The sequence below is a fragment of the Actinocatenispora sera genome (genome assembly GCF_018324685.1).
Lineage (GTDB): Bacteria > Actinomycetota > Actinomycetes > Mycobacteriales > Micromonosporaceae > Actinocatenispora > Actinocatenispora sera.
The window spans coordinates 5,518,637-5,542,596 of sequence record NZ_AP023354.1 but is presented as its reverse complement, the minus strand read 5'-3'; the positions used below and the strand labels follow the sequence as shown (position 1 = coordinate 5,542,596).

Here is a 23,960-nt window from a genome sequence, read left to right as displayed (position 1 = left end):
GTTAGGGTTGCCGGATGGCGACCTTGAGCACGCCGCTGGGCAAGGTGCTCGGCGACAAGACCGCCGCGGCACTGACCGAGACGCTCGGCCTGGCCACGGTGGGTGACCTGCTCTACCACTTTCCGCGCCGCTACGCCGAGCGCGGCGAGCACACCGACCTGTCCGCGTTGCAGGTCGGTGACCAGGTCACCGTGCTCGCCCAGGTACAGCGGGTGAACGTGCGGCCGATGCGGCAGCGGCGCGGCAACCTGCTGGAGGTCACCGTCGGCGACGGGCAGCGCACGCTGACCCTGACGTTCTTCAACCAGGCCTGGCGGCAGCGGCAGCTGACCGTCGGCCGCTGGGGGCTGTTCGCCGGCAAGGTCACCGAGTTCCGCGGCAAGCGGCAGCTCAACGGCCCCGACTTCCAGCTGCTGTCCGATCCCGGCGAGGCGGCGGAGGACAACACCGAGATCGAGGAGTTCCTGGGCGCGCTGATCCCGGTCTACCCGGCCGCGGCGACGATGCCGAGCTGGACGGTCGCCCGGTGCGTCCGGGTCGCGCTGGACACCCTGGAGCCGCCGCCGGATCCGCTGCCGGAGTCGCTGCGCGCCGATCACGAGCTGGTCGGCCTGGCCGCCGCGCTGCACGACATCCACCGTCCCAGCAGCTGGCAGGCCCGCGCGGCGGCGCGGAAGCGGTTGACCTTCGACGAGGCGTTCGCGCTGCAGCTGACGCTGGTGCAGCGCAAGGCGCGCGCGGCGGACTGGCCGGCGGTGCAGCGCCCCCGGCGCACCGACGGGGTGCTCGCCGCGTTCGACGCCCGCCTGCCCTACCAGCTGACCGACGGGCAGCTCGCGGTCGGCGAGGAGGTGGCCGAGGATCTGGCCCGCCCGCACCCGATGCACCGGCTGTTGCAGGGCGAGGTCGGGTCCGGCAAGACGGTGTGCGCGCTGCGGGCGATGCTGCAGGTGGTCGACTCCGGCGGGCAGGCGGTGCTGCTGGCGCCCACCGAGGTGCTCGCCGCGCAGCATCACCGGGGCCTCGCCGCGCTGCTCGGCGACCTCGCCCGCACCGGCCCGGCACCGGCCGACGGTGAGCTGCCGCTCGGTGACGAGGCGGCCGGCGCGACCGGGCTGGCGCTGCTGACCGGGTCGCTGCCGGCCGCCGCCCGGCGCCGGGTCCTCGCCGACATCGCCGCCGGTACGGCCGGCATCGTGGTCGGCACGCACGCGCTGCTGTACCAGGGCGTCGAGTTCGCCGACCTCGGGCTGATCGTGGTCGACGAGCAGCACCGGTTCGGGGTCGAGCAGCGCGATGCGTTGCGGGACAAGGCAACCCAGCCGCCGCACGTGCTGGTGATGACCGCCACCCCGATCCCGCGCACGGTGGCGATGACGGTGTTCGGCGACCTGTCCGTGTCGTCGCTGACCGAGCTGCCCCGCGGCCGGTCGCCGATCGCGACGCACGTCGTGCCGGGCAACCGGGAACGCTGGATGGAACGTACCTGGGCCCGGGTGCGGGAGGAGGTGGCCGTCGGCCACCAGGCATACGTCGTGTGCCCGCGGATCGGGGTGGACCCCACCGACGAGGACGCGGACGAGGGGGCGCCGGCCGACGACGAGCGTCGCCCGCCGCTGGGCGTGGCCGAGGTGGCGCCGCAGCTCGCCGACGGGCCCCTCGCCGGGCTGCGGGTCGGCCAGCTCACCGGCCGGCTGCCCGCCGACCAGAAGGACGCGGTGATGCGCGCGTTCGCCGCCGGCGAGCTGGACGTGCTGGTCGCCACGACGGTGATCGAGGTCGGCGTCGACGTACCGAACGCGACCGTCATGGTGGTGCTGGACGCCGACCGGTTCGGCGTCTCGCAGCTGCACCAGCTGCGCGGCCGGGTCGGCCGTGGCTCGGCGCCGGGGCTGTGCCTGCTGGTCAGCGAGGCGGCCCCGGAGTCGCCCGCGCACGAGCGGCTCACCGCGGTCGCGTCCACCGTGGACGGGTTCCGGCTCGCCGAGCTCGACCTGGAACAGCGCCGGGAGGGCGACGTGCTCGGCGCCGCGCAGTCCGGCCGCCGCTCGCACCTGCGGCTGCTGTCGCTGCTCTCCGACGCCAAGCTGATCGCCGAGGCGCGGGACGAGGCGGTCCGGGTCATCGAGGCCGACCGCGAGCTGACCGAGCATCCGCTGCTGGCCGAGACCGTCGCCGTCCTGGTCGACGAGGACCGCGCCGAGTACCTGGAGAAGGGCTGATCGCGCCCGTCAGTCGAGGATCAGGGCGGGGTGTTCCGGGTCGTCGTAGCGCACCGCCACGTCGGCGGTGCGCCGCGGCGCCACCTCCGCGGCGTACCGGCGGTAGGCGTCCAGCGTCCAGGCCGCGTCGGCATCCAGCCGGCGCGCCAGTACGGTCGGCGACACGTCCAGGTGCACCGCGAGCTCGGCCGGCAGCCCCCGCCCGAGCAGCAGGTCGCCGTCGAGCAGCAGGACGGTACCGGTCGGCGCGTCGCGGTAGGCGGCCCGCGTCGCCCGGTCGGCCACCGCATCCCACAGCGTCGGCAGGTAGCGGCCGGACCCGTCCGGCCCGAGCGGCGCCAGTACCTCGCGGACCAGCCCGGCCGCGTCCAGCCAGCCGTCGTAGTAGCTGTCCGGGTCGTGCCGGCCGTACTCCAGTCGCAGCGATGCCGGCCGCAGGAAGTCGGCGGCGTGCACCGTCACCACCGGCCGGCCGAGGGCACGCAGCGGGTCGGTCAGCGCCGCGGCGAGCCGGCCGGGCCCGGCCGGCGGTGCACCGTCCAGCAGCACCCGGGTACGGCCCGGGCCGGCCGCGACGATGCGCGCCACCAGCCGTTCGACCAGCAGCACCGGGGTGACCGGTTCGACCCGCACCGGCTCAGTGTCCGTCCGGCCGGCGCAGCACGGTGCGACCGGGCACCGGCGCCGGCTCGGGCAGCGAGGTGCGGCCGGGCGTCGGCTCGGGCAGCGAGATGTGGTCCGGCGTCGGCGCCGGCTCGGATGGCGGCCGTCCCGGGAGCACCCGCGCTCGGCCGGGCAGCGGTGTCGGGTCGGGCATCAGCGGTCGGTCGGGGTGACGCGCCGCCGGCGGGCGGCGGCGAACAGCACCAGCCCGCCGCCGGCGAGGACCACCACGGCCACGATGATCGCGGCGAGCGAACCGCCGGTGACCGGCAGGCTGCTCGCGCTGGTGGCGGCGGCCGCGCTGCTGGCGGACGCGGACCGGGCCGGCGCCGCGGCGGGCGGCTCGGACGGCGAGGCCGAGTCGGTCACGCTGACCACACAGGCGGTGCGGCCACCGCGGAAGCTGCCGACGGGACCGATGGACCGGTTGCCGGGCGCGCCGCTGTGCCCGAGCACCTTCGCCCCGTAGCTGGGGGTGTCCTTGCGGAAGTCTGTGAGCACCTCGTCGTGGTCGCCCCAGATCAGCACCACCTGGGTGTAACAGTCGGGTACCGCGACCCGCAGCGTCACGGACGGATGCTTGGCGCTCAGCGTGCGGGTCTGCTGCCGGAACAGCTGCTGCGGCAGTGCGGAGGAGTAGCCGCCGGCGCTGGCCGCGGTGTAGCTGGCCAGCGAGAAGTCCTGGCTGGAGCCCTTGCACAGCTTCTGCCCGGCGAGCAGCGCGACGGTGGCGGTGCCCTTCGTCCCGTCGAAGCTGTGCTGGTAGCTCGCGTCCGCGGCCTCGATGCACTTCGGCGGCGCGGTAGAGCACACGTCGTCCGGAATCGTCTTGGTGGCGGTCCGGGTGGTGGTGACGCGATCGGCCCAGCGCACCGTGTAGCTCAGCGTCGCGGTGTCGGCGGAGGTCGGCACCAGCTGCTTGCCGGCGATCTTGTCGCCCTTGCCCTCCAGCTCGGCACCGCTCAGGGCCACGTCGACCGGCTTGCCCGAGACGTCGCTGACGTCGGCCACGTCCGGCCAGCCGTTGCGGATCGTCCAGCGCACCGCGACCTTGCCGTTCTCGCAACTGAGCGTGGCTGTCGCGGGCGCGTCGTGGGTCGCGGCGGCGGCCGGCGCGGCGAACGTGAGCGCGCCGAACAGCCCGACCGCCAGGGCGGCGAGCAGCGCCGGTATCCGGCGCACCAGGTCAGTGCCAGGCAAGGCGTACTCCGCGACAGGGGTGATCGGGTTGGCCATGCGTGCGGTGCCGCGACGGGCTGCGGTGACCGCGGGTGAGGCGGTGCGCGGGGAAGGACTTCGGTCTCGCCCACGGCCCCGGTCCGCGCGACCTCCTCGACGCCCGACCTTAACCATCCGGGACCAGCGGCCGGAAGGCGGCCGGTGGTTGGCGGCCGCGACGAACCGTGGCCGGATACGCAGAGTGGTGACGCCGTCGCGCCGGGGCGGTACCCGGCCTCCGGTCCCCGGCCGGGTACCGTCACGCCGTGCAGGATGCCCACGGAGCGCGCGGATGACCCGGATCGTGGCCGGGACCCTCGGTGGCCGCCGGCTCGCCGTACCGGCCGGGCAGTCCACCCGGCCGACCTCGGAGCGGGTGCGCGAGGCGCTGTTCAACACCCTCGGCACGCTGCTGGACCTGCCCGGCACCCGGATGCTGGATCTGTACGCCGGGTCCGGCGCGGTCGGCTTCGAGGCGCTGTCCCGCGGTTGCGCGCACGCGCTGTTCGTCGAGTCCGACGCCCGGGCGGCGGCCGTACTGCGGCGCAACGCCACGGCGCTGGGGGTCGGCGGCGCGGCCCGGATCGTCGCCGGCCCGGTGTCCCGGACCCTGGAGCGGCCCCCGGCGCAGCGCTATGACCTGGCCTTCGCCGACCCGCCGTACGCGCTGGCGCAGGAGACGCTCACCGCGGTGCTGGCCGAGCTCACCGCCGACTGGCTCGCGCCGGACGCCGTGCTGGTGGTCGAGCGCTCGACCCGTACCCCCGAGCCGGACTGGCCGGAGCAGATCACCGACCGGCGCGGACGGCGCTACGGCGAGACCACCCTTTGGTACGGTCGCCGATCATGAGGCGTGCGATCTGCCCCGGCTCGTTCGATCCCGTCACGAACGGGCATCTGGACATCATCGGCCGGGTGGCCAACCTGTACGACGAGGTCGTGGTGGCGGTCTTCGTCAACCAGTCCAAGGTCGGGCTGTTCGACGTCGGCGAGCGCATCGAGATGCTCACCGAGGTCACCCGCCAGTACCCGAACGTGACGATCGACTCGTTCGCCGGGCTGACCGTCGATTACTGCCGGGCACACGACATTTCGGTCATCGTGAAGGGGCTGCGCGCGGTCAGCGACTTCGACTACGAGTTGCAGCAGTCTCAGATGAACCTGGGCCTGGCCGGCGTGGAAACCCTCTTCATGGCCACGAACCCGCTTTACTCTTTTCTGTCGTCGAGTTTGGTCAAGGACGTCGCGAAGTGGGGCGGGGACGTGTCACCGCACGTTCCGGACGTGGTGGCCCAGCGGCTCGCCACGCGGTTGCGCCCCGGTACGGCCTGACCCGGCGGCCCGGGCGCGCCGGTGTGCGGTGGGCCCGGTACCAGCACAAGGCAGGCGGTCCGCGCCTGGCAGGAGGGAAGTGACCGGGTTGGATCCGCTGGAGCGCATCGACGAGATCATGAACTACGTCGAGTCCGCCCGATCGGTGCCGATGTCGTCGCGCAACTGCATGGTCGACCGGGGCGAGATCATCGCAATGCTCGACGAGCTGCGGGCCGAACTGCCGGGCGAGCTGCGCCGCTCGCAGGCGTTGCTGGAGGAGCGCGACAAGATCATCGCGGCCGGCCAGCGGGAGGCCGAGCGCATCATCACCGAGGGCGAGGCCGAACACGCCCGGCTGGTCTCGGCCAACGAGGTCGCCGTCTCCGCCGAACACGAGGCCAACCGGATCGTCGGCGAGGCTCGCGAGGAGTCGCAGCGGCTGCGCGAGGAGTGCGAGGAGTACGTCGACACCACGCTCGGCAACTTCGAGCGGCTGCTGACCAAGTCGCTCGCCACCATCGAACGCGGCCGGGACAAGATGCACGCGCTGCGTGAGATCGGCTCGTACGCGCCGGACGACGAGGAACTGTCCGAGACGTCGATGTCCTGACCGGCCCTGGGCGGGCGGCGGGCCGCCGTTCGACGCTGCCCGGCGCCCGCGGGTAGCCTTCCACGGTGCCGGCCGGGCTGTGCCGGCGTCCCACACACGATCGAGGTCGACCGAGACATCATGGCTGAAAGCACGCCGCGTCCGCCGGACGCCACGTCGCCGCTGGTGCTGTCCACCCGCGAGCTGCCCCGCGGTGCGGGGGAGATGCGCGAGGTCACGCGCACCGCGCCCGCGCCGGCCGGTCTCGGGCTGCCGCTGATCGGGGTGCCGGAGGGCGCCGAGCTCGAGCTGGAGCTGCGGATGGAGTCCGTCTCCGAGGGGGTGTTCGTCTCCGGCACGGTGACCGCGCCGCTGCGCGGCGAGTGCGCCCGGTGCCTGCAGGAGATCTCCGACACGGTCACGGTGCACATCGGTGAGCTGTTCGCCTACCCGGGCAGCACCACCGACGAGACCGCCGACAGCGACGAGGTGCGCCGGCTGCAGGACGAGCTGGCGGATCTGGAGCCGGTGATCCGGGACGCGATCGTGCTGGAGCTGCCGAGCAGCCCGCTGTGCAGCCCCGACTGCGCCGGCCTGTGCGCGCAGTGCGGGCAGCCGCTGGCCGAGCTGCCGGCCGACCACAGCCACGAGACGGCCGACCCGCGCTGGTCCGCGCTGGCCGGTCTGAAGGACAAACTCGGCGATTCGTGACCGGTACCGCCGGCCGCGGGTCGTGGGCGATCGGGGTCGTGCCGGCCCCGTTCGAGCGGCTGTGGGCGACCCGCCAGTGGTCGTCGGCGCCGGATGGGTGACAATAGCTGGGCAGCTCGGTGAGCCGAGCGATTCCGTGTGCCCCGGCGCACGGTGCCCGATCCAACGAGAAGATCATCAGGAGTGAGTGACGTGGCCGTTCCGAAGCGCCGGATGTCGCGGAGCAACACGCGGTCTCGCCGCAGCCAGTGGAAGGCCACCGCGGTGGCGACCCAGCCGTGCCCGCAGTGCCGGTCGCCGAAGCTGCCGCACGCGGCGTGCGGTGTGTGCGGCACCTACAACGGCCGCCAGGTCGTGGAGGTCTGATCCGCCCGCGACATGACGCGATCCGAGCGGCGTGCCGCGCGGATCGCCGTCGACCTCCTCGGCGGGGACGATGCTCCCGCCGTCGTGGTTGACGGCGCTCTGCTGGCGCTGAACGCCGACCCCGTGCTCCGGCTCCTGCCGGTAGGGCCCCGGGCCGTCCTCGACGACCTGCTGGCCCGGCTGCCGGCTGCCCACAGTGACCGGGTCGAACCGGTCCCGGTCGAGACCGACGGGACCCTGCCGGTGCACGCGGCGATCCGACTGGTCTCGGCCGACCGCGCCGACGCCGTGGTGTCGGCCGGTGCGACCGGCTCGGCGGTGCGTTCCGCCGTGGCCCACTGCGGTCGGTACCCGGGGCTGCGGCGCCCGGCGCTCGCGGTCACGGTGCCGGCGGCTCGCGGGCCACTGATCCTGCTCGACGTGGGCGCCGCGCCCGATCCGACCGCCGCCGACCTGGTGCGGCACGCGGTCCTCGGCGCCGGGTACGCGATGGCGACGCTCGGCGTCGCCCGGCCCCGGGTCGGGCTGCTGTCCATCGGTACCGAGCCGGGTGTCGGCGACGAGCTGCGGCGCGCCGCCGACCGGCTGCTGGCCGCCGGGATGCTCCCGCCGGACACCGAGTACGCCGGCCTGGTGGAGGGTTACGACGTACCCGTCGGCGGCGTGGCGGACGTGGTGGTCACCGACGGCTTCACCGGAAACGTCCTGCTCAAGGGCATCGAGGGCGCCCTGCGGCTGGGTTCGGGCCCGGGCGAGCTGGGCGTCGGTGGCGTGCCGGCCGCGGACGGGGTGCCGCGGGCCGCGGCACTGTTGGGTGTGGCCGCGCCGGTGGTGGTCTGCCACGGCGCGGCGAACGGGTCGGATGTCGCCTCCGGGATCGGGTTCGCCGCGCGGATGGCGACCGGGCACACGATCGAGCGGGTGGCGCAGATGGATCGAGTGTTCCGGGAGCTGACCCGGGCGCCAGGAGGTGTGCGAGGCGATGAGGCGACGACAGGTCCCGCCGAGGACGACCGGAGACGGCGATGAGTAGTGCGACACCGACCGAACTGACCGCGGCGCTGGGCGTCGAGCTGTCGCCGCCGCTGCTGGAGCGGGCCCTGACGCACCGGTCGTACGCGTACGAGCACGGCGGGCTGCCGACCAACGAGCGGCTGGAGTTCCTGGGCGACGCGGTGCTCGGGCTGGTGGTGACCGACGCGCTCTACCGCACCCACCCCGACCTGCCGGAGGGGCAGCTGGCGAAGCTGCGCGCCTCGGTGGTCAACATGCGGGCGCTGGCCGAGGTGGCGCGCGGGCTCGGCCCGCACGGGCTCGGCGCGTACGTGCGGCTGGGCAAGGGCGAGGAGACCACCGGCGGCCGGGACAAGGCGAGCATCCTCGCCGACACGACCGAGGCGCTGCTCGGCGCGGTCTACCTGGAGCACGGCACGGATGTGGCGTCGGTGCTGGTGCACAAGCTGTTCGATCCGCTGATGGCGGACGCGTCGCGGCGCGGCGCGGGCCTGGACTGGAAGACCAGCCTGCAGGAGCTGACCGCGAACCAGAACCTCGGCGTCCCCGAGTACGAGGTGGCCGAGGACGGGCCGGACCACGCGAAGACGTTCACCGCCTGGGCGGTCGTCGCCGGCGAGCGGTTCGGTTCCGGTGACGGCCGGAGCAAGAAGGAGGCCGAGCAGCGCGCCGCCGAGCAGGCCTGGCAGGACCTGTCGGCCCGGGCCGAGGAGGGATCCGGCGGCGCGTCGACCGGTCGGGCGTGACCGAGCGGCTCGACGTCGGTGCCGCGGCGCCGGCGGCGACGGCCGGGTCGCCGCACTCGGAGTTCGTGGTCCGGCAGGTGCTCGCGCCGGTGGCGATCTTCGCGGCGAACCGGTTGGTGCAGTTCGTGCTGCTGGCGCTGCTGGCCCGACCGGGCCAGACCGTCTACTCGCGACTGTCCATCTGGGACGCCGACTTCTTCCTGCGGATCGCCCGGGACGGCTACGACCACGCCCTGCAGTACGACGGGTCGGGCCACCTGATCGGCAACACGCTGGCGTTCTTCCCCGGCTATCCGCTGTGCGTCCGGTTCGTCGCCCTGTTCGGGGTGCCGTACCCGGCCGCCGGGGTGGTGGTGTCGCTGCTCGCCGGCGCCGCCGGTACGGTGCTGATCCACCTGCTGGGGCGGCGGCTGCGCGGCGAGCGGTTCGGCTACGTGCTCGCGGTGCTGTTCTGCGCGCAGCCCATGTCGGTGGTGTTCTCGATGGCCTACTCGGAGGCGTTGTTCTGCGCCCTGGTGCTGGCCATGCTGCTGTGCCTGCACCGGCAGCAGTGGCTGCTCGCCGGCGCGTTCGCGGTGACGGCCGGGCTGACCCGCAGTACCGGCCTGGCCGCCGCGGTCGCGCTGGCCTGCTACGCCGGGTACCGGCTGTGGGCCGATCGGCGGCTCGCCGGTGCGCCGCGGGTGCGGCCGGTGGTCGCGGCGGTGGCCGGGCTCGCCGCGGTGCCCGGCTTCTGGTTCTGGGTGGGGCGGCGGCTGGGCCGCGCCGACGGCTGGTTCGTCGAGCAGTCGCAGGGCTGGGGCACCGGCATCGACTGGGGTGCGGCGAGCCTGCGCTTCGTCGCCGACACGTTCCGCAACGCCGACGGCTTCGTCCAGATCGCGACGGCGTTGCTGCTGGTGTTCACCGGTGCGCTGGTGCTGTGGGCGCTGCTGGACCGCACCGGCGGCGCCTGGTGGCCGGTCGCGCTGTACGGGTTGCTGGCCTACGGCACGGTGGCCGGCGCGTCCGGCTACTTCAACTCCCGCCCGCGCCTGCTGGTTCCGGTGCTGTCGGTGCTGCTGCCGGTCGGCGCGGCGCTGCTGCACGCGCGTACCCGGGTGCTGGTGCCCTGCCTGGTGGCGATCAGCCTGGTCGGCTGCTGGTTCGGGGCGTACATGATCACCGTCTGGCCGTACACGATCTAGAGGTGCTGGGTGCCTGAACTTCCCGAGGTGGAGACCGTCCGTGCCGGCCTGGCGACGTGGGTGGCCGGCCGGCGGATCGAGCGCGTCGAGGTGCGCCACCCGCGGGCGATCCGCCGCCACGCGCCGGGTGCCGAGCACTTCGCCGCGGCGCTGGTCGGCCGCACGATCGTCGGCGCCCGCCGCCGCGGCAAGTACCTGTGGCTGCCGCTGGACGGGCCGGGCGAACCGGGCGACGCGATCCTCGCCCACCTGGGCATGTCCGGTCAGCTGCTGGTGCAGCCGCCGGAGGAGCCGGACGAGAAGCATTTGCGGGTACGGCTCGGGTTCGCCGACGCCGGCACCGAGCTGCGGTTCGTCGACCAGCGCACGTTCGGCGGGCTGTCGCTCGCCGCGGGCGGCGCCGAACTGCCGGCGGAGATCGTGCACATCGCCCGCGACCCGGTCGATCCCGCCTTCGACGACGAGGCGTTCGTCGCGGCGCTGCGCCGCCGCCGGACGGGCATCAAGCGGGCGCTGCTGGACCAGTCGCTGATCTCCGGGGTGGGCAACATCTATGCCGACGAGGCGCTGTGGCGGGCGAGGCTGCACTGGGCCCGTGCCACCGACACGATGACCCGCCCGGTCGCGCGGGCGCTGCTGGCCGACGTGCGCGCGGTGCTCGGCGACGCGCTGCGCGCCGGTGGCACCAGCTTCGATGCGCTGTACGTCGACGTCAACGGCGAGTCCGGCTACTTCGCCCGGTCGCTGGACGTGTACGGCCGGGACGGCGAACCGTGCCACCGGTGCGGCACGCCGATCCGGCGCGAGCCGTTCATGAACCGCTCGTCGTACCGCTGCCCGCACTGCCAGCCGCGCCCCCGCCAGCCGCGTCCGTGACCGGTGCACCGGTGCGCCCGGAGGGCGCGCCGCGGCCGAGGACGAACCAGACCACCAGCCCCGCCTCGACCAGGATCGACCCGATCGGGGTGGCGAGTGCCAGCACCGTCGCCGCGAGGTACCCGGCGGGGCCGATCAGCGAGGTGCGCCGGGCCCGGCGGGCGGTCTCGGTGCCGCCGGGCTGCAGCAGCTCCGGATGCCGGTACAGGTGCTGCCAGAACAGCGTGAACCACACCGAGGTGAGCGTCAGCGCGGCGCCGTAGAACACCGCGGCGCCGGTCGCGTCGTGCCCGTCGGCGAGGTGTTCGCCGATGGTCGCGGTCGGTACCGGCAGGAAGCCGATGGTCAGCAGCATGCCGAGGTTGAGCAGCAGCAGGGTGCGATCGACGGCCCGGACCTGGTGGAACAGGTTGTGGTGGTGGATCCAGGCGATCCCGATGATCAGGAAGCTGACGACGTAGCCGACCAGGGACGGCCACTCGTGGCCCAGCGCCGGCCACACCGTGGCCGCCGCCACCGGTGCGCGGATGTCGAGTACCAGCAGTGTCGCCGCGATCGCGATGATCGCGTCGCTGAGCGCGGACAGCCGTGCCGGCGTGATCGTGGTGGGGTTCACCCGGGGCATTATCGGTGGCTGATGCCCGCCGCGCGTCGGCAGGCGCCGGCGACCGCGCCGGCGAGTGACCGGGCCGGCAAATGTCGCCGGAACGGGCCTCTCGGACTACGCTATGTATGCAGCGGGACCACTCTCGGCTCTGATCTGGACGGTCGGATGGGTGCGGCGGTACCGGACGCAACGGGCGGGTCGATCCGCGTGGTCGCGCTGGTGCGTGGCCTCGTGCAGGGGTCGGCTTCCGCTACCGGACCCGGTCCCGGGCGGAGGCGCTGGGCCTGTCCGGTTGGGTCCGGAATCTCCCCGATGGGCGGGTCGAGGTGGTCGCGGAGGGGGATCGTGCTGCATGTCACGATCTCACCGATTGGCTCGGCGGTCCACGGGCCCCGGGACGGGTGGATGCCGTGGTGGTACGGGTGGAGCGGGCCCGCGGCGACCTGGCTGGATTTGCGACGGGGTGATGAAGTTGAGTCCACCAGACTCATGACATCCTTGACGATGTCGGCCGTGCTGGCACACCATATGGACGTCGCCACTGCACCCGCCCGTCTCGCCGATCAGGCCGCGGGTGTGCACCTACGGCCATCCGGCGACGCATTCGCAAGGAGACACCATGGCGAAGGCCCTCTACGGCCACGTCGGTCACGCGCCCGATCGGCGTCTGATCGACGAGGTCACCCGACTGCGCGCCCGGGTGCGGGCGCTGGAGTTCGAGACCGCGCGGTTGCAGGCCGAGAACGACCGGCTGACCGCGGCGCGTCAGGAGTCCGACGATCTGTTCCGGATCTCCGAACCCGCGCTGACCTGAGCCGGCGCTGATCCGTACCGGGCCGGCAGCGGGGCAGACGCCCGGCCGGGCCCGGATCCGTACGGACCGCGCACCGGCCGACGGCGCACGCATCACCGCAGTACCGACGGGTCCCGCCGCGGTGGGACCGGTACCCCCAAGCCCCGGCGTGGCCGCCGCTTCGCGGCCGCGCGTCGGTGGCCACCGGAACGCCGCCACCGGGTACCCGCGGGTGGCCCGCGCCGACGCCCAGCTCGGCGCCGACGCCCAGCTCGGCGTGGGCGCCCAGCTCCGCGTCGGCGCATCCGTGTTTTCGCGCTCCGGTCGATCCGGCCCGAGTGCTCCTGTCGTGGTCGCACGCCGGCCGGTCCACCCGCTCCGGGGGTCCCCCTGGCGCGCCGGAGGTGCGCTCCTGCCCGTCGGGCGCGGTGCGGCACGGTAACCTGCGACTCGGGCCTTTTCGCCCCGGCCGGCACGTCGGTGGGCCCGCAGCCGCAGGTCGTCGCGCTGCGCGCAGGTCATACCCGCATGGAGGATCGACAGCCCAGTGCATCTCAAGAGCCTCACGCTGAAGGGCTTCAAGTCGTTCGCCACCGCCACGACGCTGAAGCTGGAACCCGGCGTCACGTGCGTGGTCGGGCCGAACGGCTCGGGCAAGTCCAACGTCGTGGACGCCATCGCCTGGGTGCTCGGCGAGCAGGGCGCCAAGGCGCTGCGCGGCGGCAAGATGGACGACGTGATCTTCGCCGGTACGTCCGGCCGGGCCCCGCTCGGGCGCGCCGAGGTCACCCTGACCATCGACAACGCCGACGGTGCGCTGCCCATCGACTACACCGAGGTGTCGATCACCCGGCGGCTGTTTCGCACCGGCGACGGCGAGTACGAGATCAACGGCGACCGGTGCCGGTTGCTCGACATCCAGGAACTGCTGTCCGACTCCGGCATCGGCCGGGAGATGCACGTCATCGTCGGTCAGGGCCAGCTCGACGCGGTGCTGCACGCCAAGCCGGAGGACCGGCGCGGGTTCATCGAGGAGGCCGCCGGCGTCCTGAAACACCGCAAGCGCAAGGAAAAGGCGCTGCGCAAGCTGGACGCGATGCAGGCCAACCTGAACCGGGTCCAGGACCTCACCGGCGAGCTGCGCCGCCAGCTCAAGCCGCTCGGCAAGCAGGCCGAGATCGCCCGCCGGGCCGCCGGCATCCAGGCCGACCTGCGCGACGCGCGACTGCGGTTGCTGGCCGACGACCTGTCCGCGGTCCGCGGCGCGCTGCGCAAGGACGTCTCCGACGAGGAGTCGATCCGCAGCAGCCGGGAACGCATCGAGGCCGAGTACGGCACCGCGCAGCGCCGGCTCGCCGAACTGGAGGAAGCGCTGGCCGCCGACGCGCCGGTGCTCGCCCGGGCGCAGGAGACCTGGTACAAGCTGTCCGGGCTGCAGGAACGGTTCCGCTCGACCAGCCAGCTCGCCGCCGAGCGGGTCCGGTTCCTGTCCGCGGCCGGCGACGACGAGCGCACCGGCCGCGACCCGGACGCGCTGGAGCGCGAGGCGGAGCGGGTCCGCGAGCAGGAGACCGAGCTGCGGCTCGCGCTGGAGGAGGACAAGGCGCGGCTGGCCGAGACCGTCGAGTACCGGCAGCAGGTCGAGGCCGACCTCGCCGACGCCGAGCGCGAACTGGTCGCCGCGGCCAAGGCCGTCGCCGACCGGCGCGAGGGCCTGGCGAAGCTGACCGGTCAGGTCAACGCGCTGCAGACCCGGTCCCGCGCGGCCCAGGACGAGATCGCCCGGCTCACCGTGGCGCTCGACGAGGCGCAGGCGCGGTACGAGACCGCCGCCGAGGAGCTCGCCGTCGCCCAGGAGAGCGCCGACGGCATCGACTCCGACGATCTACAGCTCGAACAGCAGCTCGCTGAGGCCAAGCAGGCCCGGCAGGACGCCGAGGCGACCGTCAAGCAGCTCACCGCCGCCGAACGCGCCGCCGAGCGTGAGGCGACGCAGTGGAAGGCGCGGGAGGAGGCGCTCGCGCTCGGGCTGCGGCGCAAGGACGGCGCCGGCGCGCTGCTCGCCGCCGGCGCCGAGCGGCTGCCCGGCGTGCTGGGCAGCGTCGCCGCCCTGCTCACCGTCGAGACCGGGTACGAGGCCGCGGTCGCCGCCGCGCTCGGCCCGTTCGCCGACGCGGTGGCGGTGCGCGCGGTCGACCACGCGGTCGCCGCCGTCGAACTGCTCAAGGCCGACGACGCCGGCCGCGCCACCATGCTGGTCGGTACCGGAGGCCCGGCCGCCGAGCCGACCGGCACGCTGCCCGGCGGTGCCCGCTGGGCGCTGCAGGTGCTGCAGGCGCCGGCCGAGCTGCGACCCGCGCTCGCCGCGCTGCTGCGCGACACCGCGGTGGTCGACGACCTCGCCGCGGCCCGCAGCCTGGTCGCCGACCGGCCCGAGCTGCGCGCGGTCAGCCGGGACGGCGGCGTGCTCGGCGCCGACCACGCCGCCGGCGGCTCCGCCTCGGCGCCGAGCTTCATCGAGGTACAGGCCGCGGTCGACGAGGCGGCGCAGCGCCGGGCGGAGGCCGAACAGCGGGTCGAGGAGCTGGGCGATCAGCTGGAACGGGCCCGCGCGGTGGTGGCCGAACGGGCCGAGGCGGCCAAGGCGGCCGAGCAGTCGCGCCGGTCGGCCGAGCAGCAGCGCAATGCGGTGTCCCGGCAGCTCGCCGAGTACGGGGCGGCAGCCCGGTCGGCGCGCGGCGAGGCGGACCGGTTGCAGACCTCCCGGCAGAAGGCCGAGCAGGCCCGCGACGCCGACCTGGCCGGCCTCGCCGAGCTGGAGGAGCGGCTGCGGCTGGCCGAGGCGACCCCGGCCGACGAGGAGCCGGACGCCACCCGCCGCGACGAGCTGGCCGCCGCGGTCGGCCCGTCCCGGCAGGCGGAGATGGAGGCCCGGCTCGCGGTGCGTACCGCCGAGGAGCGGGTCCGGGCGCTGTCCGGCCGCGCCGACGGGCTGGCCCGGCAGGCCGCGCAGGAGCGGGCCGCCCGGGAACGCGCCGCGGCCCGCAAGGCGCGCCGGGAGCGCGGCGCCACGATCGCGCGGGCGGTGTCGCTCGCCGCGCAGGCTGCGCTGCACCGCATCGGCGAGTCGCTGACCGCCGCGGCCGCCGAGCGCGACGAGATCGCCGCCACCCGTACCGGCCGGGAGGCGGAGCTGACCGACGTGCGTACCCGGGTGCGTGACCTGGGCGGTGAGCTGGAACGGCTGACCGATGCGCTGCACCGGGACGAGGTGGCGCGGGCCGAGCAGCGGATGCGGATCGAGCAGCTGGAGGCCAAGGCCGCCGAGGAGTACGCGATCGACGTCGAGACGCTGCTCGGCGAGTACGGGCCGGACCAGCCGGTGCCGCCGACCGCCGCCGAGGTGGCCGCGGCCGAGGCGGCGGAGAAGCCGGTACCGCAGCCGGCCCCGTTCGATCGGGCCACCCAGGAGAAGCGTGCCGCCCGGGCGGAGCGGGAGCTGACCCTGCTGGGCAAGGTGAACCCGCTCGCGCTGGAGGAGTTCGCGGCGCTGGAGGAGCGGTACAAGTTCCTCTCCGAGCAGTTGGAGGACCTCAAGGGCACCCGGCGCGACCTGCTGACCGTGGTCAAGGAGGTCGACGACCGGATCCTGGAGGTGTTCCGCAGCGCCTACGAGGACACCGCGCGCGAGTTCGAGAAGGTGTTCGCCGTGCTGTTCCCGGGCGGCGAGGGGCGGCTGAGCCTCACCGACCCGGACGACCTGCTCACCACCGGCATCGAGGTCGAGGCCCGGCCGCCGAACAAGAAGGTGAAGCGGCTGTCGCTGCTGTCCGGCGGTGAGCGCTCGCTGACCGCGATCGCCCTGTTGTGCGCGATCTTCCGGGCCCGCCCCAGCCCGTTCTACGTGATGGACGAGGTCGAGGCGGCGCTCGACGACGTCAACCTCGGCCGGCTGCTCGACGTCATGCGGCTGCTGCAGGCCGAGTCGCAGCTGATCGTGATCACCCACCAGAAGCGCACCATGGAGATCGCCGACGCGCTGTACGGGGTGACGATGCGCGGCGGAGTCACCCAGGTGATCAGCCAGCGCCTCGCCGAGGCCGCCGCCGGCTGACCGGTTGGTCCCGCGGTGCCGGCCGGTGGCCGGTGGCCGTGGTCGGTGCGGGCCCGTTAACCTTGCGGCCGGTGCGGCGCTCCGGCCGCACCACGGTGCGCGGGCGGGAGAGCAGATGCGGGAGCGGTGCGAGGCGCTGGTGCTGGACCTGGACGGCGTGTTGCGCGAGTTCGACCCGGCCCACGAACGGGCCGTCGCGGCGGCGCACGGGCTGCCGGACGGCATGCTCACCGACCTCGCGTTCGAACCCGACCGGCTGCGTGCCGTGGTGACCGGCCGGTCCAGCCACGACGAGTGGCTCGCCTCGATCACCGACGCGCTGGCCGCCGCGACCGACGACCGGCCGCGCGCCGAGCGGGCGGTGGCCGCCTGGTCGGCGTACCGCGGGGTGGTGGTGCCGGCGGTGCTCGAGGCGGTGCGTGCGGTGCGGGCCGCCGGGGTGCCGGTGCTGCTCGCCTCGAACGCCACCGACTGGCTCGACGCCGATCTCGCGCAGTTGGGGCTGGTCGACGAGGTCGACGGGGTGCTCAACTCCTCGCAGCTGGGGCATGCGAAGCCGTCGGCCGAGTTCTACGCGGCGGCCTGCGACCGACTCGGCGTGCCGGCCCGGCTGTGCCTGCTGGTCGACGACAGCGACCGCAACGTCCGCGGCGCCCGTGCCGCCGGCCTGGCCGCGATCCGCTACACCGGCCCGTCCGACCTCGCCTACCTGTCCGCCGCCCTGGTCCCGGCCACCGCCTGACCGCTGCCTGTTCGCGGGCGCTGGTTCCGGCCACCGCCGGAAGGCCCGGGGCCGCCGACGGCGCTGGCCCGATCCGGTTCGCCGGCGCTCCCCGGTGCCGGCGTCGGCGCTGGTGTCGGCCCGGCCGCGCCGACGCCGAGCCGCGCACCGCCGGCCGGGCGGTGCGCGAGCCGCGGGGGCGAGGCTCAGAGGTGGATGCGGACCAGGTCGGTGCCGCGCAGGGTGTAGACCACGTCGGCGGCCGGGTCGTAGGAGGCCTGCGGCTCGTTGAACCAGCCGCCGCCGAGGCCGCCGAGCACGGTGGCCGGCCCGGCGTCGGTGAGCCGGAACAGCGTGTCCTTGGTGACGCCGTACACGGTGCCACCGCGCCAGAACAGCTGCCCGCCACCGGCGTCGGCGAGCTGGTAGCTCGCGAGTACGGTCTGGCTCCCCGGGTCCAGCACGACGAGGCGGCCGGCGGAGGTCAGCCCGTACAGCCGGTTGCCGTGTGCCAGCAGATCCGACCAGCCGGTCGCGCCCGGTACCGCGGTCCAGCGCCACAGCGTGCGCCCGGTGTTCAGGTCGACGGCGGCGAGCTGCGCCTCGGTCGCCGCCGGTGGCACGCCGTCCGCGGCGATCTCGGACCCCACGTACCCGACGTGGCCCTGGGCAGCGACCGCGCTGATCGACTGCCCGGGTACCGGGTCGTACCGGTGTGCGGTGTCGCTGGCCACGTCGTACAGGGTGAATGCGCCGCCGACGGTGCCGTACTCGGCGCGGCTGCCGATCGCGAGCTGCCCGCGGTCGGGCAGCCAGGCCATCGCCCGGGGCCGGTTCTGGCCGCCGCCGAGTTCGCCGCGGCGGGCCATCGTGTCGGTCGCCGGGTCGTACGTGTCGACGAAACCTCCGGGGTAGACGCCGAGGTAGGCCCGGCCGTCGACGGGGACGATCCGCTTCGGCTCGCCGAACGCGCGGACCCGGCGGCTGGTCCCGGCCGCGAGGTCGTGCACCTGCAGGCCGAAGTTGCCGCCGACGTAGGCGTACCGACCGTCCTGCACCGCGACCGACTGCGCGGGCTCCGGCGCGGCCGGCATTCCGGCCGCGACCAGATCGGTGACCGTGGTCGCCCCGGTGTCCGGGTCCAGCGTCCACACCTCGCCGCTGCCGGCGACTCCGACGAGCTGGCCGCCGGAGACGAACACGCCGCGCGTCTCGTCCTGCGGAACCGGGGTGCCCAGCCGCTGCAACGTCTGCGTGCTGCGTCGGTACCGGTAGACCGAGCCGGAGGTCCGCGCGGTCAGGTAGACGGAGTCGCCGTCGATGGTGATCGCGTCGACGGTGCGGTCCCCGGTGTCGACGATCGTGTACCGGCTCGGGTCGTGCCGGTCGATCAGGGCGAGCTTGCCGGACGGCTCGGTGCCGACCGCGATCAGGTCGTCGGTGACCGCGAGGTCGTAGACGAACGCCTCGCCGCGCAGCTGCTCCGGCAGGATCTCGGTGCGCTGCCCGGTCGCCGGGTCGTAGGCGACGAGCCGCGCCGCGGCGCCGGTGCCCGCGTAGACGGTGCCGTCGCCGGCGACCGCGACCGACCGCACGTAGCGCTGCCCGGGGCTGACCTGGCCGAGGTCGCTGGTCGCGCCGGTGTCCGGGTCGACCGCGTAGAGCTTCCCGGACGGGTACGTGCCCGCGTACAGGGTGCCGTCCGGCGCCGCGGCCAGGTCGAACACGTACGCGTCGGTGCCCAGTCCGGTGAGCCGGGTCGCGGTGCCGGTCGCCGGGTCGTACCGGTGGATGTCGGCGACGCCGTACATGCCCGCGTACACGGCGCCGTGGTCGACCGTGGCGGCCCACCCGCCGGTACCGGTGGGCAGCTCGGCGTGGTCGACGACCGTGCGGGTGGTCAGGTCGTACCGGGCGATGACGGCCGGCTGCAGCCCGCGGGTCACCAGGTAGAGCGAGTTGCCGTCGATCGCGGCACCGGTGACCGGCGCCGACACGATGCCGGGCCCGAGGTCGTCGACCCGGGGCGCGGTCGTGGCGGCGGGTGTCGCCGGCCGCGGGGGCGCGGCGTGCGCGGTAGCCGGTACCAGCGCCGTGGCGAGGACCGCCGCGAGTCCTGCCGCGAGTGCTCTGAGCATGCCGACCCCTTTTCGGTCGTGTCCGAAAAGCAATTGGCGCCCATTAGATGTGCTCGCCGTCCCGCTGTCAACGCCCCGTCCGGATCGCGGGCACCCGCCCCCGCGCCCGGTCGATCCCGGCGGGGCCCGGCACGGCCCCGGGACGGCGCGGCCCCGGGGCGGCGCGGCGCCGGGCCGGCGTGCGTGGCGCAGGGTGCGTGGCGTGGCGGGGTGGCGCGCCGCGGTGCCAGCGCGGGAACGGTGCCGCGGTCGGGGCGGGCAGGGCCGGGCCGTACCGTGGCCGGCATGGAGACGGGGCTGGCGGGCAAGCGGGTACTGGTGACGGGCGCGACCGGCGGGATCGGCGGCGAGATCGTCGCCGCGTTCGCCGCCGAGGGCGCCCGGGTCGGGGTGCACCACCGGAGCGATCCGCCGCGCGCGGAGGAACTGGCGACCCGGTACGGCGGGGTCGCGCTCGCCGCGGACCTGACCGTCGAGTCCGAAGTGGACGGTCTGGTCGCGGCGGCGGTCGAGTCGCTGGGCGGGCTGGAGATCCTGGTGGCGAACGCGGGGAAGTACCCGACGCCGGCGGCGCCGGTGTGGGAGCTGGACCCGGCGCGCTGGCGGGCCACCGTCGCGGCGAACCTGGACGCGACGTTCCTGCTCTGCCGCGCGTTCCTGCGGCACGTGGTGACCACCGGCGTCGGCACGATCGTGCTGGTCGGCTCGACCGCCGCCCGGTTCGGGGAGGCCGATCACGCGGACTATGCGGCGGCGAAGGCCGGGCTGACCGGGCTGGCGCTGAGCCTGAAGAACGAGATCGTCCGGATCGCGCCAGCAGGTCGGATCAACGTGGTGGCGCCGGGCTGGACGGCCACCGACCGCAATGCCGACCGGCTGACCGACCCGGCCTTCGTCCGGACTCGTACCGCGACGATGGCGCTGGACAAGCTGGGCCGGCCGGCCGATGTCGCGGCCGCGACCGTGGTGCTCGCCTCCGACCGGCTGTCCGGCCACGTCACCGGCGAGACGGTGACGATCGCCGGTGGCATGGAGGGCCGCCTGCTCCGCTGACCGGACGGCGGGTGCCGCCGCCCGGTCAGTCGATCCGGGCCGCGGGTAGGTCGGCGAGGATCGTCTGGACCGTCTCGGCCGGGGTGTGACCACCGGTGTCCAACCAGCGGCCGAGCCGGGGTGTGGCGCGCAGCTCGCGATCCAGCAGTTCGGGCGTCCAGCCACCGCCGTAGCCGGACTTGCCGCGCTCGCGCTCGCGTTCCGCGACCACCGCCGGGTCCGGCGCCAGGACGACCAGATGCCGCGGGCGGGTCCGCAGCCGCTCGAGGTAGCGGGGCAGGTCGGCGCCGAGCACGATGTCCTGGACCACGGCGGTGAAGCCGGCCGCGGCGTACTCGTCGGCGGTGCGCGCGGACAGCCGGTACCGCAGCTCCAGCTGCTCGCGCAGGGCGTGCTGTGGCGCGTCCGGGGAGGGCGTGATCTGCCCGCGCACGATCATCCGGCGAAACACGTCGCCACGCACGTGGGCCGCCCGCGGGAGCGCCTCGGCGAGTAGCTGGGCCACGGTCGACTTGCCGGCCGCCATGATCCCGGTTACCAGGATCACGCCGACCGGCGCGGGTTCGGCCGACCCGGGGCGGCCCGGCTCCGGCGCGGTTGCCGGCGGGCGGCTGCCGGGCGGGCTCTGGGCCGAGGGCAGCGCGGTCACGGCAGCATCGTCCCGGCCGGGTACGGGGGTGGGCAACCGGTTTCGCCGATCGCCGGTGGTGGAGCCACCGGAGGCGCGGGTCACAGGCGCGCCCGGCAGGTGATCGATGCGGTCGCGGCCGGCTAAACTCGTCGGGTACCTGTCATCGGCGCACCGAGCGCCGGGCACGTCTTGTTCATCCCGGTGGCCTTCCGACGATCGTCCGCCACCCGTGATGGTGTCCCCGTGGTGTTCTGGGCCGAAGGCCTGTTGGACTGCGGAGCCTGTGTTGAGACGCGCCCTGTCTCCGGAAGGTTCCTGTTGAACAACCCTGTCGTGCCCACGATCTCCATCCCCGGGCAGGTTTCCGCTTCGCCCGAAACCGGCACCTCACCCGAAACCACCGTCCCCCGCGAAACCAGCACCGCGCTCCCGGCGGCGCCCGAGCCGTCCTTTGCCGACTTCGGGCTGCCGGACCGGCTGGTCTCGCTGCTGCACCGGCGCGGGATGCGCGCGCCGTTCCCGATCCAGGCGGCGACCCTGCCCGACTCGCTGGCCGGCCGCGACGTGCTCGGCCGCGGCCGTACCGGCTCCGGCAAGACGCTCGCGTTCGGCCTGCCGACGCTCGTCCGGCTCGCCGATGGCCCGGCCGCCGCCCCGACGAGGCCGCGCGGTCTGGTGCTGGTGCCCACCCGCGAGCTCGCCCTGCAGGTACGCGACGCGCTGGAGCCGCTCGGTCGCGTCCTCGGCGTGCGGATCGCCGCGGTGGTCGGTGGCGCGCCGTTCGTCAAGCAGATCAGCCAGCTGCGCCGCGGCGCCGAGCTGGTCGTCGCGACCCCCGGCCGGCTGTCCGACCTGATCGCCCAGGGTGCCTGCGACCTGTCCGACGTGGTGGTCACCGTGCTGGACGAGGCCGACCAGATGTGCGACATGGGCTTCCTGCCGGCGGTCACCGAGCTGCTCGACCAGGTCCGCCCGGGCGGCCAGCGGATGCTGTTCTCCGCCACCCTGGACGGCGAGGTCGACTCGCTGGTGGCGAAGTACCTGACCGATCCGGTGACGCACTCCACCGACCCCGGCACCGCCTCGGTGTCCACAATGGACCATCACCTGGTGACGGTGTTCCCGCCGGACAAGCAGGCGGTAACCGCGCAGATCGCCAACCGCGCCGGCCGCACCCTGCTGTTCGTCCGCACCCGCAGCTTCGCCGACCGGCTGGAGGAGCAGCTGCGCTCCGTCGGCGTCGCCGCGCGCGCCCTGCACGGCGGCAAGACCCAGGCGGTACGCACCCGTACCCTCGCCGAGTTCCGGGAGGGCCGGGTCACCGCCCTGGTGGCCACCGACGTCGCGGCACGCGGCATCCACGTCGACGACGTCAGCCTGGTACTGCACGTCGATCCGGCCGGTGACGCGAAGGACTACCTGCACCGCGCCGGCCGTACCGCCCGGGCCGGTGAGACCGGCACCGTGGTGACGCTGGTGACGCCGCGCCAGCGCCGGTTCGCCGAGTCGATCGCCCAGCAGGCCGGGGTGAGTGCACGCCGGCTCCGGCTGCGCCGACTCGGCGAGACGGCGCAGCGGATCGACCCGCTGCTGGCCGAGGTCACCGGCGCCCGCGAGCCGAGCGGCATCCCGGTCCGGGAGGAGCCGGCGCGCCGGGGCAGGCCCCGCCGCGACGACCGCATCCCCGGCCAGCGCGGCCCCCGCCACGGCCGCGGCGACCGCGGCTCCGGCCGGGAGTTCGGCCGTGATCGGGACGCCGTCCGGGATCGGGACGCCGTCCGGGGCCGGGAGTTCGGCCGGAGCCGGGACGCCGTCCGGGATCGGGACGCGGTCCGTGGTCGGGAGTTCGGGCGGGAGCGCGACTTCGGCCGGCGGGCGCCGCGCTCGTACTGATCGCGCAGGGCGCCGACCCTAGGCTGTGGTCCGCGTCACCAGACCCGGCGGCAGGCCGGCCGGGGAGGTGGCGCCGGCGAGCGCGAGCCCCTCGGCCAGGTCGTCGCGCAGCGCGTCCAGCGCGGCGGTGACGCCGGCCGCGCCGTCGGCAGCGAGGGCCCACAGGATCGGCCGGCCGAGCAGTACCGCGTCCGCGCCGAGCCCGAGTGCGGTCAGCACGTCCAGGCCGGACCGGATCCCGCCGTCGACCAGGACCGGGACCCGACCGGCGACCGCCTCGACCACCTCGCCGAGGGCGTCGGCGGTGGCCACCGCCCGGTCGAGCTGCCGGCCGCCGTGGTTGGAGACCACGATGCCGGCGGCGCCGGCATCCAGGCAGGCCAGCGCGTCGTCACCGCGCAGCACGCCCTTGGCGAGCACCGGTACGCCGTAGCCGGTCAGCTCGTGCAGCGCGTCCAGCGTGCAGGCCGGGTCCTGGGTGGTCGCCTGGAACGGGTCGATGCCGGCGGGCACGTGCTCGGCGAAGTTGACCAGGTACTGGTCGTCGTCGACCGGCACGCCGGCGAGTCGTTTCTTGACCGCCGTGTACGGCGTGTCCATGGTCAGCACGAGCGCCCCGGCGCCGGCATCCACCGCCCGCCGGGCGACCCGGCGGCCGATCGACGTCTCGGCGAGCAGGTACACCTGGAACCACCACGGACCGTTCGCGGCCGCGGCGACGTCCTCGATCCGGCGTGAGCAGCGCGACGAGAGCACCAGCAGCGAACCGGCCCCGTGCACGCCGCGAATCGTGGCGACCTCGCCGTCCGGGTGCGCGAGCCGGTGGAACGCGGTCGGCGCGGCGAGTGCCGGCAGTGCCAGGTCGCTGCCGAACAGCCGGACCGCGGTGTCGATGGTGGTCGTGTCCAGGCCGATCCGTGGCCGGAACCGGTACCGGCGCCACGCGGCGGCGGCCTCGTCCAGCGCGATCTCGTCACCGGAGCCGGTGGCGTAGTAGTCGTACACCTCGCGCGGCAGCCGCGCCGCCGCCTTCTCCGCCTGCTCGGCCAGGACCCGCAGCATCGTGCTCCCCTCGTCGCACCGCGCGGCGATGCTACCTGCCGG

22 protein-coding genes and 1 pseudogene are annotated in these 23,960 nt (G+C 74.6%); 16 read left to right on the top strand and 7 right to left on the bottom strand.

The genetic code is table 11. The features are described 5' to 3' along the window. Positions 1 to 14: 14 nt before the first annotated feature. The gene (gene recG / locus Asera_RS26115) at positions 15 to 2,222 is read left to right on the top strand and encodes an ATP-dependent DNA helicase RecG (protein WP_030448141.1); all 2,208 of its coding nucleotides are present in this window, start codon (positions 15 to 17) and stop codon (positions 2,220 to 2,222) included. Positions 2,223 to 2,231: 9 nt separating this feature from the next. On the opposite strand, the gene Asera_RS26110 is transcribed toward recG, so the two are convergent. Genes Asera_RS26110 through Asera_RS26100 form a run of 3 tightly spaced genes read right to left on the bottom strand, consistent with a single transcriptional unit; the run spans position 2,232 to position 4,085 of the window. Next, a complete protein-coding gene (locus Asera_RS26110; protein ID WP_030448140.1) occupies positions 2,232 to 2,855 on the bottom strand; it encodes a nucleoside/nucleotide kinase family protein in 624 nt (207 codons plus the stop codon). A 4-nt stretch (positions 2,856 to 2,859) separates the two neighbouring features. Next, positions 2,860 to 3,039 (bottom strand): hypothetical protein, encoded by a 180-nt coding sequence (locus Asera_RS26105; RefSeq protein ID WP_030448139.1) that lies wholly within the window; start codon positions 3,037 to 3,039, stop codon positions 2,860 to 2,862. Beyond that, on the bottom strand, positions 3,039 to 4,085 hold the full coding sequence (locus Asera_RS26100) for a hypothetical protein (RefSeq protein ID WP_157035032.1): 1,047 nt from the start codon (positions 4,083 to 4,085) through the stop codon (positions 3,039 to 3,041). Before Asera_RS26100 ends, Asera_RS26105 begins: the two co-directional genes overlap by 1 nt. A 310-nt stretch (positions 4,086 to 4,395) precedes the next feature. On the opposite strand from Asera_RS26100, the gene rsmD reads away from it, so the two are divergent. The 9 genes from rsmD to mutM all read left to right on the top strand — a co-directional run bounded on the left by rsmD (position 4,396) and on the right by mutM (position 10,906). Beyond that, positions 4,396 to 4,953, top strand: coding sequence for a 16S rRNA (guanine(966)-N(2))-methyltransferase RsmD (rsmD, locus tag Asera_RS26095; RefSeq protein ID WP_030448137.1), 558 nt, complete (start codon positions 4,396 to 4,398; stop codon positions 4,951 to 4,953). Continuing rightward, the gene (gene coaD, locus Asera_RS26090) at positions 4,950 to 5,435 is read left to right on the top strand and encodes a pantetheine-phosphate adenylyltransferase (protein ID WP_030448136.1); all 486 of its coding nucleotides are present in this window, start codon (positions 4,950 to 4,952) and stop codon (positions 5,433 to 5,435) included. Before rsmD ends, coaD begins: the two co-directional genes overlap by 4 nt. A gap of 88 nt (positions 5,436 to 5,523) precedes the next feature. Next, on the top strand, positions 5,524 to 6,027 hold the full coding sequence (locus tag Asera_RS26085; protein ID WP_030448135.1) for a hypothetical protein: 504 nt from the start codon (positions 5,524 to 5,526) through the stop codon (positions 6,025 to 6,027). 120 nt (positions 6,028 to 6,147) lie between these two features. After that, positions 6,148 to 6,717: a YceD family protein gene (locus tag Asera_RS26080; protein WP_030448134.1), complete on the top strand. Its 570-nt coding sequence runs from the start codon at positions 6,148 to 6,150 to the stop codon at positions 6,715 to 6,717. A gap of 192 nt (positions 6,718 to 6,909) precedes the next feature. Then, entirely contained in the window at positions 6,910 to 7,083 is a 174-nt protein-coding gene (gene rpmF, locus Asera_RS26075; RefSeq protein WP_030448133.1) for a 50S ribosomal protein L32, read from the top strand. Between the two features lie 12 nt (positions 7,084 to 7,095). Continuing rightward, entirely contained in the window at positions 7,096 to 8,112 is a 1,017-nt protein-coding gene (locus tag Asera_RS26070) for a phosphate acyltransferase (RefSeq protein ID WP_051802683.1), read from the top strand. After that, positions 8,109 to 8,843 carry a ribonuclease III gene (rnc, locus tag Asera_RS26065; protein WP_030448131.1) on the top strand — a complete coding sequence of 245 codons (735 nt, stop codon included), beginning with the start codon at positions 8,109 to 8,111 and terminating at the stop codon, positions 8,841 to 8,843. Before Asera_RS26070 ends, rnc begins: the two co-directional genes overlap by 4 nt. Then, positions 8,840 to 10,030, top strand: coding sequence for a mannosyltransferase family protein (locus Asera_RS26060; RefSeq protein WP_051802682.1), 1,191 nt, complete (start codon positions 8,840 to 8,842; stop codon positions 10,028 to 10,030). The genes rnc and Asera_RS26060 overlap by 4 nt, the downstream gene beginning before the upstream one ends. A gap of 9 nt (positions 10,031 to 10,039) precedes the next feature. After that, positions 10,040 to 10,906 (top strand): bifunctional DNA-formamidopyrimidine glycosylase/DNA-(apurinic or apyrimidinic site) lyase, encoded by an 867-nt coding sequence (gene mutM / locus Asera_RS26055; protein ID WP_030448129.1) that lies wholly within the window; start codon positions 10,040 to 10,042, stop codon positions 10,904 to 10,906. On the opposite strand, the gene Asera_RS26050 is transcribed toward mutM, so the two are convergent. Continuing rightward, positions 10,842 to 11,522, bottom strand: a complete 681-nt coding sequence (locus Asera_RS26050; RefSeq protein WP_051802681.1) for a TMEM175 family protein — start codon at positions 11,520 to 11,522, stop codon at positions 10,842 to 10,844. The genes mutM and Asera_RS26050 overlap by 65 nt on opposite strands. 239 nt (positions 11,523 to 11,761) lie before the next feature. On the opposite strand from Asera_RS26050, the pseudogene Asera_RS34055 reads away from it, so the two are divergent. From Asera_RS34055 to Asera_RS26030, 4 genes and pseudogenes are all read left to right on the top strand, one after another. After that, a pseudogene (locus Asera_RS34055) lies at positions 11,762 to 11,980 on the top strand (acylphosphatase); the annotation flags it as partial. A gap of 152 nt (positions 11,981 to 12,132) precedes the next feature. Further along, positions 12,133 to 12,327: a hypothetical protein gene (locus Asera_RS26040; RefSeq protein ID WP_030448127.1), complete on the top strand. Its 195-nt coding sequence runs from the start codon at positions 12,133 to 12,135 to the stop codon at positions 12,325 to 12,327. Positions 12,328 to 12,853: 526 nt separating this feature from the next. Beyond that, the gene (smc, locus tag Asera_RS26035) at positions 12,854 to 16,420 is read left to right on the top strand and encodes a chromosome segregation protein SMC (protein ID WP_030448125.1); all 3,567 of its coding nucleotides are present in this window, start codon (positions 12,854 to 12,856) and stop codon (positions 16,418 to 16,420) included. Between the two features lie 115 nt (positions 16,421 to 16,535). Next, positions 16,536 to 17,162 (top strand): HAD family hydrolase, encoded by a 627-nt coding sequence (locus tag Asera_RS26030; RefSeq protein WP_030448124.1) that lies wholly within the window; start codon positions 16,536 to 16,538, stop codon positions 17,160 to 17,162. A gap of 185 nt (positions 17,163 to 17,347) precedes the next feature. Here the strand turns inward: Asera_RS26030 and Asera_RS26025 are convergent, their stop codons facing one another. After that, positions 17,348 to 19,279: an outer membrane protein assembly factor BamB family protein gene (locus Asera_RS26025; RefSeq protein WP_030448123.1), complete on the bottom strand. Its 1,932-nt coding sequence runs from the start codon at positions 19,277 to 19,279 to the stop codon at positions 17,348 to 17,350. Positions 19,280 to 19,564: 285 nt separating this feature from the next. On the opposite strand from Asera_RS26025, the gene Asera_RS26020 reads away from it, so the two are divergent. Next, positions 19,565 to 20,332, top strand: coding sequence for an SDR family NAD(P)-dependent oxidoreductase (locus tag Asera_RS26020; RefSeq protein WP_030448122.1), 768 nt, complete (start codon positions 19,565 to 19,567; stop codon positions 20,330 to 20,332). A 25-nt stretch (positions 20,333 to 20,357) separates the two neighbouring features. Here Asera_RS26020 and Asera_RS26015 read toward each other — a convergent pair whose 3' ends face one another. Next, positions 20,358 to 20,981: a P-loop nucleotide/nucleoside kinase family protein gene (locus Asera_RS26015; protein WP_211255691.1), complete on the bottom strand. Its 624-nt coding sequence runs from the start codon at positions 20,979 to 20,981 to the stop codon at positions 20,358 to 20,360. Between the two features lie 315 nt (positions 20,982 to 21,296). Here Asera_RS26015 and Asera_RS26010 point away from each other — a divergent pair, with 315 nt between their 5' ends. After that, positions 21,297 to 22,856, top strand: a complete 1,560-nt coding sequence (locus Asera_RS26010) for a DEAD/DEAH box helicase (protein WP_051802680.1) — start codon at positions 21,297 to 21,299, stop codon at positions 22,854 to 22,856. Positions 22,857 to 22,874: 18 nt separating this feature from the next. Here the strand turns inward: Asera_RS26010 and Asera_RS26005 are convergent, their stop codons facing one another. Then, entirely contained in the window at positions 22,875 to 23,918 is a 1,044-nt protein-coding gene (locus Asera_RS26005) for an alpha-hydroxy acid oxidase (protein ID WP_030448119.1), read from the bottom strand. Between the last annotated feature and the right edge of the window lie 42 nt (positions 23,919 to 23,960).